The organism is Pseudomonadota bacterium (assembly GCA_022361155.1).
Classification (GTDB): Bacteria; Myxococcota_A; Polyangia; order Polyangiales; family JAKSBK01; genus JAKSBK01.
Genome location: JAKSBK010000060.1, coordinates 1 through 11,060, shown reverse-complemented (window position 1 = coordinate 11,060; position 11,060 = coordinate 1). Strand labels below are relative to the sequence as shown.

Below are 11,060 nucleotides of genomic sequence, written 5' to 3'. Positions count from 1 at the left end.
GGTGTCGACCATTCGAGCTGCCGCGGACGTCGAGCAGGCTCGCATTGCGCTCGTGCAACTGCCCTTGAAGGGGCTCGAGCAGTTCGTGCAGCGTGCCGGCCGACCGCAGGACGAGGTCGACGCTGCCCGGGAGCGTGCGGACTATCGCCTTTCAGACAAACAGGCCCGGGCCATTCTCGACATGCGCCTGGCGCGACTCACGGGGCTCGAGCGGGAGAAGCTCGCCAAGGAATACGGGCAACTGTGCGCTCTGATTCAGCGCCTGCGCGCGATCCTGGGGGATGAGCACCTGCTGCTGGATCTAATCGTCGAGGAGCTCGATGAAATCAGGGAGCGCTACGGCGACGAGCGGCGTACAGAGATCGTTGCGGCCGAGGGCGACATCAGCATCGAGGATCTCATCGCCGACGAGGACGTCGTCGTAACCGTCACGCACGCAGGATACATCAAGCGCGTACCCATGGACGAGTACCGGGCGCAAGGCCGCGGAGGCCGGGGCACCCGCGCCATGGAAACGCGCGGGGAGGACGTCGTCGAGCAGATCTTCGTCGCAAACAACCACGCCCACGTTTTGTTTCTGAACGACAAAGGCAAGGCCTACCTGAAGCGCATCTACGAGATCCCGCAGGCCAGCAGGGCTGCACGGGGGCGAGCCATCGTGAACTTCGTGGGAATGGATCCGGGGGACCGCGTGGCCGCGATCGTGCCGGTGCGCGAGTTCATCGAGGGCAGCGACCTCATCACGTGCACCCGCAAGGGGCGGGTCAAACGTACAGCTCTCGACGCGTATTCGAACATCCGTGCCAACGGCATCATCGGCGTTGCCATCGAACAAGGGGACGCCCTCTTGTCTGCCAAGACCGTGCATTCGGGCCAGGACGTGCTGCTAGGCACGGCCAAGGGCCTGTCGATCCGCTTTGCGGTCGACGAGGCGCGGCGGATGGGCCGAGACTCGCGTGGGGTCAAGGGCATCGAGCTCCGGGCGGGCGACACCGTAATCGGGATGGGTGTCATCGATGATGAGGAGCAGCAGGTGCTGACTGTAAGCGCCAATGGTTACGGAAAGCGCACACCCATCGGGGAGTGGCGTCGGCAGGGACGTGGCGGCATGGGGGTGATCGCGATGGACGCGTCCGATCGCAACGGCGACGTCGTGTGTTTGGCGCTCATGCGTCCAGAGCACCAGCTCATGGTCATCACGGACGAAGGTCAGGTCTTGCGCACCATGGTGGATCAGCTCAGGTTGGCTGGCAGAAACACGCAGGGCGTGCGCGTGATGAGGCTAGGACGCGGCGAGCGGGTGGTGGACGTGGCCCTCGTGGCCGAGCGTGAAGAGGAGGACGGCGAGCAAGCCACGCGTCCAGGCGCGGCCGGACTGGATAACGTGTCCGAGCCAGGCACGGATCCGCCACCGGCCCCGGACGAGGAGTCAGGGTAGCGCCATCGATCTTGACAGCGGGCGGCACACAGGGCACTTCCCAGCCGCACAACCACCTTGTCGGGGGAGCCATAACATGGACATACTGCGACGATTGGGGACGTCGCTCGTGCCTGCGCGAGACTGCCGAACCCGTCTTGTTGACAGCCTTCTATTCGCGCCCTGTCAAATGCCGTTCGTTCTCCTTCACATGCCGAGCGCCCCTTCGATGCCGACTGCCGCGTGTCTTGCGCGCTGGCGGGCGGCCGCGCGCAAATCGTTTGGGCGACGTCCTCGCCATTGGATCCCCACGCCCTCCCGGGGCCCTGCTGAAACGGCGGTGGCCGGCCGCTGGGGAACTGCAGGAAACTCGTGATCGAGCACGATGGCCTTACAGCTGGTGATCTCGTAGCCTCGCTGCAGCATCAGCGGATTCCGTTGCCGTTTGAAGTGGGAGCCTTCGTGGCACTGGAGGCATGCGAGGCGATTCAGGATCACCTCACGGTCCTTGATCCGCAACGCGTGCTGTTGTCCAGCGACGGGAGCGTTGTCGTGGAGGAGGCGGAGCCCACCCGTGACCACGAGGCCGCAGCCAGATCGATCGTAGCGCTTCTGGCTCACCTGCTGCTTGCGGCGGATCCGGGCGCGCCCAAACCCCTGATGGACCTCATCGACACCGGCCCCCCTGGCGGCATCTGGAGCGTGCCTTTGCTTGCCGAGGAGTTGAAGGCTACCTTGGTGCCGCTCAACCGTGACGCTGCGCGGCGCGTCTTGTCCCGACTCATCCGCGAAGCCAATCGCAACCGGAATATGTTCGATAACTCATCGTCACCTCCTCCCGAAGCCCGGACCATCGACGCACAGCTCGACAATCTGTTGCAGGAGCTTCCCGAGCATGCACAGCGAGGGCTTCCCGAGCACCTAGAGGTGCCCGTGGAGCTCCCCGGTGAAGCGCAGGTGCCGAACCCGCGGCTCCCTCACGATCCAGGGCCCGTCGCAGACGCCGCTGAACAGCGTGCAGCCGGTCAGCTTGGTGCGATGGGGACCCATGCGGATGACCTTCGAGCAGCGAACGGGTCATCTCGACCAAATCGAAGCAGGGTCCACGAGCCGGACGATGCGAGCATTGACGACGACGAGGTCACGGCCGTTCGAGAGCGTGATTCGATTTCCGCCAAACCCGCTGCTCCGTCGCGCTACATCGGCGCTCGGCGGGCCACAAGGCCAACGCTACCGCCGCCGGGCGCGAAACCCACTCCGGCTGTTTCTCCGAGCGCTCCAGCGCCGGGCTTTCGTGGCGCCTCGCCTCCGGTCTCGCCCCGCGTCCCGTCTCGGATTTCTCCGAGCGCCGTGCCACCGGCCTCTCGCGGCGGCTTGCCACCGGTCTCTCCGAGCGTCCCGCCGCCCGCCTCTCCGAGCGTCCCGCCGCCCGCTTCTCCGAGCGTTCCGCCGCCCGCTTCTCCGAGCGTCCCGCCGGGGGTCATGCGAGCAGGACCCGGGCCCCAGCCGCCCGCCCCGGGGGGCGTTGGCTCCCTGAGCGCTCCACCGCCACCTGCATCCGCTGGCTCGCCCCTGCGCGAGACCCCGGATGCGCGGTCCGCGCAGCGAACTTCGCACGACTCCATTCCCCCTCCGCGATCTCCTCTTGGAGACGCGGCACCAAAGCTGGACGAGCACCAAGTGGGAGGTGGCCGGCGCGCAGGGCTTGGTCCGTCCGTGGGCATGGAGCCACAAGCTGCGTCCCCGCCGGTGGCGACCCCGGTGCCACTGCCTCCCCCGCCGTATGCGACGCCCTCCGTGCCATCACGTCCCAAGCCAGCGGCGTCTCCGCCAAGACCTACGGCGGCTGGACCGACTGCGCGTGACGAGCGTTCTTCGTTCTGGTCCGGGCGTGCGGGGCTGGCACTCGTGCTGGCGGGGGGGGTTGCGGTGGTCTGGGCCACGGCGACCGTCTTTTTTGGCGACGTCGAGCAAGGACCGCAGCGCTCCAAGGCTTCGCCTGCCAGCCGCAAGTCTCCGGCCGTTCAACCGCCGCCGGCTCGGGGAGCCGAGGGGACGGTACGTTTGGGCGATGTGGTTGTGGATAGTCGTCCACGTGGCGCGCAGGTCCTGCTTTTCGTGGGTAAGGGTCCCGTCGTCGACGTGGTTCTACATCTTGGCGTATCCGAGGAGTTCGTGGCCGTCGCGCCATCGCGCAAACCCGCCCGTTACTTGCTTCCGGAAGACTGGCGTCCCATGGGCAAGGGCCGTGCGGCGCGCTACGAGCTCCCGCTGCAAACCTTGCCTGCGCGCCGCCGCAGGGACGCTTGGGCGCTTGGTCCGACGCTCTTGCGCAAGCGCCCGCCACCGATTTCCGAGACGTGGCCGACCGCCAGGGTGCATATCGTCACGGATGAGGCTGCCAGCGTCTACCGAATGATGGGCACCACGCCAGGTGTCGTGATGAAGAACGTCCCTTTGCAGAGCGACACCCGACTGCTGGTCCATCGCCGAGGCTACCGGCCGCGGGAGATCACGCTCGCACCATCAAGCTTCAAGCGTACGAAGCAGGGTCGCCTGGCTGCTCTTGATGTGCGCCTCAAGCCAGCCCGCTAGAGGAGGACCAGTGCTCGCGCCCGGAAGTCCGATCCGGGTTTTCGCCTGGGTAGCCGCGAGCACGACCGCGCGCAGCGCGGCACCGACAAGAAGGTGCCCGAGCAAGCGCGGTGGGGGCCGGGTTTCGGAGCCGACCCTCACCCCCTCCTGGGGTCGGCGGAGGAACCCGGATCGAGCTTCCGGCAAGCGGTGCTAACCCGGCGAGGAGGCTTCCCGGACGGCTTGCTCGATTTCTTGCTGGATCTGCTGCAGCTTGTCTTCGTCGCTGGCTTCGAAGCGCATTACCAGCGCAGGCTGGGTGTTCGAAGCGCGGACCAGCCCCCAACCTCCGTCGAACAGAATGCGTGCCCCGTCAATGTCGACGACCTCGCGCTCCTGCCGAAAGCGCTCGAGCAGCCGCGAGACCACGTCGAACTTGACGTCATCCGGGCACGCGACCCGAATCTCCGGCGTGGCGTGCGTAGCGGGCAGCCCGCTGAGCAACTCGTCGAGCGCGCCGGGCGGGTGCTGTGAGAGGATCTCCAGCAGGCGAAGCGAGGCGTAGACCGCGTCGTCGTAGCCGTAGTAGCGGTCGGCAAAGAAGATATGGCCGCTCATCTCTCCGGCCAGTAGAGCGTTCTCCTCCTTCATCTTCTGTTTGATGAGGGAGTGGCCGGTCTTCCAGATGATCGGCCGGCCCCCCCGCGCAGCGATATCGTCGTACATGCTTTGGGAGCACTTGACCTCGCCAAGAATCGTCGCGCCGGGGTGGTCGGCGAGGATGCTGCGTGCAAAAAGGACGACGAGCCTGTCACCCCATAGCGGCAGGCCGTCGGCGTCGATCACGGCTATGCGGTCGGCGTCACCGTCGTACGCGATCCCCACTTCGTGTCCGCGCTCCCGCACGCGTTGGGCAAGGTCCGCGATGTTCTCGGGCTGAGTGGGGTCGGGATGGTGGTGCGGGAACTCACCGTCCACGTCGCAGTACATCGGGTCGGGCTTGAGACCGAGGGTGTGCATGGCGGCGAGGGCCACGGGACCGCCCATGCCGTTGCCTGCGTCGATGGCGAAGGCGACGTCGTTTCGCTGAAGCTGGATGTTGCCGCGCATGTAGCCTGAGTACGCCGGCAGCGGATCGTACTCTTCGCTGCCGCCCGCCGCCTCGAGGTCGAAGTCCTGCCTGTCGACCATTTCTCGCAGCTTGCGGATTTCCGGTCCGGCCAGCGTTTGTTTGCCGGCCATGAGTTTGACCCCGTTGTCTTCCGGGGGGTTGTGGCTACCGGTAACGACGGCACCACCGTCGAGATCCCGATGAAAGACCGTAAAGTACATGAGCGGCGTGGCGACCTGCCCGATGTCGACGATCCACAGACCCGTCTGCCGGATACCCTCCGACAACGCCGCCTGCAGTCGCTCCGAGCTGAGCCTGCAATCGCGTCCGAGAGCCACATGGCGTGCGCCCCTGCGCTTCAGCAGCGTTCCGAAAGCTCGCCCGATGTCCCGTGCCACTTCGTCTGGAAGATCGCGCTCCGCCACACCGCGGATGTCGTACTCGCGAAAGATAAGTGGGTTCACGTTCAGCTCCTTGTGTCTTGTGATACGCGTCTCCCGCTTGTGCAGGGGGGATCGATGAGGATGTGGAGGTGGACCGACCGTCACAGAACCTCGTCGTCGCCCTGGTTCCGGAGCGCCTCGACGAGTTGCCGCACCCGCTGCGCCTGGTCCTTACGCAGCACGAGCAACGCATCCGGCGTGTCGACCACTACGACGCCGCTCAAGCCGACCAGGGCCACCACTTTGCTCTGGGCTGCCTCCACATAGCAGTCTTGACTGTCCACTGCCACGGTCTTTGCCGTGGTCGCGTTGCCCAGCACATCTTTGCGCGCGAGTCGCCAGGCGCTGTTCCAGCTGCCGACATCGGCCCATCCGAACTCGCCCCGTACGACCAACACATTGCGCGCACCCTCCATGACGCCGTGGTCGAGAGAAACGCTTGGCAGGCTTGAGTAGGCTTTGCGGGCGCGTTCGAGCGCTTGCTTTGGGCTTGCCTTGCTGACGGCGTCGAGCAGTTCGGTGAGCTCGGGCAGCTGTCTTCGGATTTCGGCGAGCGCGGCGCCAGCTTCAAAGAAGAACATCCCGCTGTTCCACAAGAATCGGCCCGACTCCAGGTAGTGCTGGGCCTGCCCGCGCTCGGGTTTCTCCACGAAGCGCAGGGCTTGGTACACGCTGTCGGCGATTTGGCGGCCGAGCTCGATGTACCCGTAGCCCGTCTCCGCCCGAGTGGGCTCGAGACCGACGGTAATCAGCCGATCCCCTTCGGCCGCGGCGATAGCTGTCCGCATGACCTGCGCGCACGCGTCATCGTCCTCGACGTACTGGTCCGCCGGCACCACAACCAGACGGGCCTCGGGGTCCGAACGATGCACGTGCGCGCTGGCCCACGCCACGCACGGCGCCGTATTGCGAGCGCAAGGCTCGGTCAGGAGGTTGGCCGCAGGAAGCTCGGGAAGCAGGGTCCTTACGCTCTCAGCGAGCGCCTGCGCCGTGACTACCAGTACGCGCTCCGGCACGGTTAGCTGCAGCACCCGCCTGAAGGCGGCGCGTATCAACACCTCACCGCCCGCAGCCAGGGGCAGCAGTTGTTTGGGACGCGTCCTCCTGGAGAGCGGCCAAAACCGGGTTCCCGAACCGCCCGCCATGATCACAGCGTAGGTATTGGACATGACGCGCGCGCGACCGAGGGTTCCACAGCATCCACCATGCCACCGGCTGCCGGAACTCTCGGCTGCGTGTCCCAGAGCTCTCTGTTTCGTAGCGTGTGGTGGTGTGAGACCTCAATCAGGTGCCGAGGTTGTACTAGTTCGTTACGTGTCCCACAAGATCGGCGATCAGCAGGGCCGTTCCCAGGGGAACCAGGTAGGTTGCGAAGGTCCACAACTGGCCACGACCGACGAGCGCCCGCAGGGCGAGCAGCGCGGCGTAGCCTACGACCAGCGCCGTCGCGCCACCCACAAAGGCATCGGTTCCGAGCGCACTGAAGTTCTCGGGCTTGCCCAGCTCGAGCACGCTGGCACCCGCGATCACGGGGACCGACAGGAGAAAGGAGTAGCGAAAGGCAGCAGCAGGGTTGAGCCCCAGCCACATGGCGACAGCCATGGTCACGCCGCTGCGGCTAAGCCCGGGCAGCGCAGCCAAACCCTGGGCCGCGCCCACCAGCACGGCAGCCCGCAGCGACAGGTGGTCGCCCAACCCGTGGTGGCGACGGGTCATAACCAGCGCCACGGCAGAGCCAAGAAAGCACAGGCCGACGAGCCAGCGTAACGACGACCACTGCTGCACCCATGGCTCAAGCGTGAGTCCTACCACGGCGGTCGCCAACGTCGCGGCGCCGAGGCCCAGCATGAATCGACCTTCGTCGCTGTCCCGCAGCAGCGAGGGCGATCGGAGTCCCCGCGCTGCGCACAACACGATGGACCCGATATCCCTGCCGAAGACCAGCAGCGTCGACAGCAACGTAGCCGCGTGCAGCAGCACCATCAGCGCCAGCGAGGGCGTTGGTGCATCCCATAGCATCGACATCACCACGAGATGTCCGCTGCTCGAGACGGGCAGGAACTCGGTCGCGCCCTGGACCAGCCCCAAAGCGATTGCAAGACCAACTCCGTTGCCCGCGAGTAAGGACACTAGAGATTATGGGAGGCGTGCGGCCAGGCTCACCGGCTGCTCCCACGATGTGCTGCGTCGCAGCTTTGGCGGCGAGCCCAGCCCGGCCGTGACCGCCTGAGCGACGCAACCATCGAAACCGCTTGCATCGCCAACACCGATCACCTCGATGCTAGGCACGTACACGTCGTAGTCGCCCATGTCGCGCATTCTGCTCCGGTACTTGACCGTGAAGGACGTGTCCAGCTGCTTCATGTGCTTTTTCTGCCACTCCTTGGTAAAGCAGTCGGCCACTGCGCGGGTCACCTCAGCGCCGCGCAAGCTGCCTTGGATTTCCGCATAGCCTGGGTAGTCGTGGCTAGGCATGTCGATCGCGACCTCGACCGAGTCGGTACTTGGCCGCGAAGGCGTCGCCGTGAAGAAGCGCGGTGCGGGCTGCTCCGCGTCGAACTTGGTCGCATCGAGACCATCGAAGCGGAGCTTTGCTACTAGCTGCATGACCTGCTTGCGTTCAGGCGCACCTGGGAGTGACGCCCGAAAGCAACGATCGGCCGCTCGAGCGGCGCTCTCGCGTGCTTCCGGAGTGCGTGCGGCGCCCAGGATGGCGGCAGCCGCTTCGCACTGGATGGAAGGAGGTGTGGGTGCATCTGCGCGCACGAACGCTGCTACTGCTGCCTGATATGTTCGCGCCGCCTCGTCCAGGTCCTGAGCCTCATACAGGCCGCGCCCAACCACGGCGAGGTACTCGCCGGTGACGCTGCTGACTCGATATCGGCAGCGGTGTTCCACGCAAGCTTGGTCTCGAGGGCAGTGATCGCTGTCCCGGCACGTCGAGCCGGCAGGCAGGGGCGGGGGAGCAGCGCTTTGGGCGCTCGAAGCTCCGGACCCGCCGGTCAGTTTCGCCAGGCCGTCACAGCCAAACAGAGCGCAGCTTGCAACCAAGCAAGCTGCGGGCAGCGATACGCGCATGGTGGCCTCATAAGGCATGTGCGATGTGGAGGGTGCCAAATCGAGGCAGGGGCGGTCAATACGGACGGCACCACCTGGGCACCAGCTGGTACCGCTTGCCAGGGATTGTGATCGATTGGCGCCGAGGGCTGGCGGTCGTACTAGGCTCGGGTTTGGCGGTTTTGGGTTGCTCCGCTGGGCGTCGTGTGGCCGGGGGTCTCGTGCTCGGCGCGCGGGTCCCCCCGAACTCGCGCGTGGAAGGTGGAAGCAATCTGGAGGCGGCTTAGCGATGAGAGCTGGCGCTGGAACGTGCGTTTGCGCTCAGACACAGGACCCCCCGCACGCTCTGCGCGCGAGACCCCCGGCCCCCCGACTGACGTAGTGGCCGGCCTTGGGTGTGTGCGTGCGCTGTGACGGAGGCTAGCAACTCGAGTTGGGAGGGATGCGGGCTCTAGCCTGGCGGATTGGCGGTGTTTCGGAGGCAGCATTTCTTGAACTTCCTGCCACTGCCGCAGGGGCAGGACTCGTTGCGTCCGATGTGGCTAGCTCGTCTGACAGGTTGGAACGGGTGCAGCAGCCGCGTCACATCGCTGATGTCTTCGGGTTTGTCCGGCTCGATGCCCACGATGACCTTGACGCCATGTTCATCGCACAGCTGCATCATTTCTGAAGCCCGCTGTTGGGTTTGCACCCGTATGATGGCGGGACGTTTGGGACTTGCGGGTCGGCTCATGGCAAGGCTCGGGTCTCAGCAGGAGGCGAACAGCGATGCTACCGGAAAGCTTTACCATGTGCTTGGGCTTGTTTCAGGGTTGCTTCACGGCACCAAGTTTTCAGCGCTTTGTTACCTTGGTCAGGGGTTGGGTGCTGTGTACAGGTAAGCACACGGTGACCGGTGTGATGCGAGCGGCCGGGGTGGTCGGGTACAGGGAGCACAGTGGCTACCATCGATTTTTCAGCCGGGGAGCGTGGCATCCAGACCAGGTGGGATTGGTGCTGGCACGTTGGGTGCTGAGGCTGCTGTCCGCAAACGAGACCGTCGTACTGAGCCTGGACGACACGTTGGCGCGGCACACAGGCAAGCGTATCGCGTCGGCCGGGATGCATCGCGACCCGCTGTTGTCCACCGCGACTCGCCCGTTCTGGCACTTCGGTCACACCTGGGTGGTGCTGGCCGTGGTAGTGAGCGCGCCGTGGGGCAAGTGCTACTCGCTCCCGGTGCTGATGCGGCTGTACCGTACGGAGAAGGTCAATAGGCGAGCGGGAAGGCGACATTGGAAAAAGACGGAGCTGGGTGCGCAGATGCTCGAGGTGGTATCGAAAGCCTTTGCGACACGGCATTTCGTGGTGGTCGCCGACAATGCCTACGTCAATCGCTCGGTGGTGCGCACGCTGCCTGAGCGGTTTCATCTGGTGGGCCGCGGGCGGCTTGACGCGGCGCTGTATGCGCCGCCGCCACGATATCGGGGGATGGGTCGACCGCGGGTGCGGGGGCAGAGGTTGGCCTCGCCCAAAGAACGGCTGCACCGGCGCTGGCGTAGCGTCGAAACGCAGGTGTATGGTCGTAGCACCAAGCTTCAGGTCCAGGTTTTCGATGCGCTGTGGTATATCGTCGGGCGCGAGCGCAAACTGCGCATCGTGATGATCCGGGGCTGGCCTGGACATAGCCGCGACGACGTGCTTGTCAGCACGGACCTGTCGTTGCGGGCCGAACTCCTCATCGAGCTGTACTGCCGGCGTTGGTCGCTTGAGGAGACCTTCGGCTGGGCCAAGAGCCGGCTGGGCTTCGAAGAGCCCCAAAAACCGCACCGAACACGCCGTGCAGCGTACCGCTCCGATGGCACTGTGGCTCTATTCGCTCGTCACATGCTGGTATCTGACGTGGGCGCGCCGCCGGGTCCGGCTTCCCATGCGCGCCGCTCCGTGGCAGCGCTCCAAACACAACCCGAGCTTCGCCGACATGTTGGCGCATCTACGGCGCCAAAGCTGGACCTTGTGGGTTTCTGATCAGGCAGACAAAGGCCCCCTCGATCAAAAGTCGCTCGCTCCACTGCTCGATATTGCCGGCTACGGCTAGCCCGCCGCTCGGGACGCTGGCTGAATCCGCCACCACGCAAGTCGTTCGGGCGGGGGGTTGCGCGCGCAGGGCCCTGCGGGGGGTCCTGTGTTTGAGCGTGAACGGACGCTGTGCGAAGTCTCGATCTGTGAGTCGATTCCTGTATCTTAGCTCGCTCAAAGCGCGAGTTCGGGGGGAACCGCTGGGCCCGAGCACGTGACCCCCCGCCCGAACGACGTCAGGTCGTCCACTGACCCAAAACCGCCAAACTCGAGACTAGTACCACGAATCACAAGTTCACTAGGGTGGCGCTCTAGGCCCTAACGATACGAAGGTGGCGGTGAAGGCAGGGCGAGCTGGCTCTCGAGCCTGAAGTTGTGCTCCGCGGCTGTTCGCTGGTCC

At 65.5% G+C, this 11,060-nt stretch carries 10 protein-coding genes; 3 read left to right on the top strand and 7 right to left on the bottom strand.

Annotation, left to right across the window (positions count from 1 at the left end):
• The coding region (locus MJD61_01700) for a DNA gyrase subunit A (GenBank protein ID MCG8553992.1) at positions 1 to 1,438 on the top strand (1,438 nt) is incomplete at its 5' end.
• 186 nt (positions 1,439 to 1,624) lie between these two features.
• On the opposite strand, the gene MJD61_01695 is transcribed toward MJD61_01700, so the two are convergent.
• Both MJD61_01695 and MJD61_01690 read right to left on the bottom strand, forming a co-directional pair.
• The gene (locus tag MJD61_01695) at positions 1,625 to 2,038 is read right to left on the bottom strand and encodes a hypothetical protein (protein ID MCG8553991.1); all 414 of its coding nucleotides are present in this window, start codon (positions 2,036 to 2,038) and stop codon (positions 1,625 to 1,627) included.
• A 575-nt stretch (positions 2,039 to 2,613) separates the two neighbouring features.
• Positions 2,614 to 3,042, bottom strand: a complete 429-nt coding sequence (locus tag MJD61_01690; protein MCG8553990.1) for a hypothetical protein — start codon at positions 3,040 to 3,042, stop codon at positions 2,614 to 2,616.
• Positions 3,043 to 3,214: 172 nt separating this feature from the next.
• Here MJD61_01690 and MJD61_01685 point away from each other — a divergent pair, with 172 nt between their 5' ends.
• Entirely contained in the window at positions 3,215 to 4,012 is a 798-nt protein-coding gene (locus MJD61_01685) for a hypothetical protein (GenBank protein MCG8553989.1), read from the top strand.
• A 192-nt stretch (positions 4,013 to 4,204) separates the two neighbouring features.
• Here the strand turns inward: MJD61_01685 and MJD61_01680 are convergent, their stop codons facing one another.
• The 5 genes from MJD61_01680 to MJD61_01660 all read right to left on the bottom strand — a co-directional run bounded on the left by MJD61_01680 (position 4,205) and on the right by MJD61_01660 (position 9,335).
• A complete protein-coding gene (locus tag MJD61_01680; GenBank protein ID MCG8553988.1) occupies positions 4,205 to 5,566 on the bottom strand; it encodes a phosphomannomutase/phosphoglucomutase in 1,362 nt (453 codons plus the stop codon).
• Between the two features lie 80 nt (positions 5,567 to 5,646).
• Complete coding sequence (locus MJD61_01675) at positions 5,647 to 6,714, bottom strand: NTP transferase domain-containing protein (GenBank protein ID MCG8553987.1); 1,068 nt, start codon at positions 6,712 to 6,714, stop codon at positions 5,647 to 5,649.
• Positions 6,715 to 6,847: 133 nt separating this feature from the next.
• Entirely contained in the window at positions 6,848 to 7,675 is an 828-nt protein-coding gene (locus tag MJD61_01670) for an undecaprenyl-diphosphate phosphatase (GenBank protein MCG8553986.1), read from the bottom strand.
• Between the two features lie 6 nt (positions 7,676 to 7,681).
• On the bottom strand, positions 7,682 to 8,623 hold the full coding sequence (locus MJD61_01665) for a hypothetical protein (protein ID MCG8553985.1): 942 nt from the start codon (positions 8,621 to 8,623) through the stop codon (positions 7,682 to 7,684).
• A gap of 430 nt (positions 8,624 to 9,053) precedes the next feature.
• Entirely contained in the window at positions 9,054 to 9,335 is a 282-nt protein-coding gene (locus tag MJD61_01660) for an SEC-C domain-containing protein (GenBank protein MCG8553984.1), read from the bottom strand.
• Positions 9,336 to 9,370: 35 nt separating this feature from the next.
• Between MJD61_01660 and MJD61_01655 the strand changes: the two genes are divergently transcribed.
• A complete protein-coding gene (locus MJD61_01655) occupies positions 9,371 to 10,609 on the top strand; it encodes a transposase (GenBank protein ID MCG8553983.1) in 1,239 nt (412 codons plus the stop codon).
• Positions 10,610 to 11,060 lie beyond the last annotated feature (451 nt).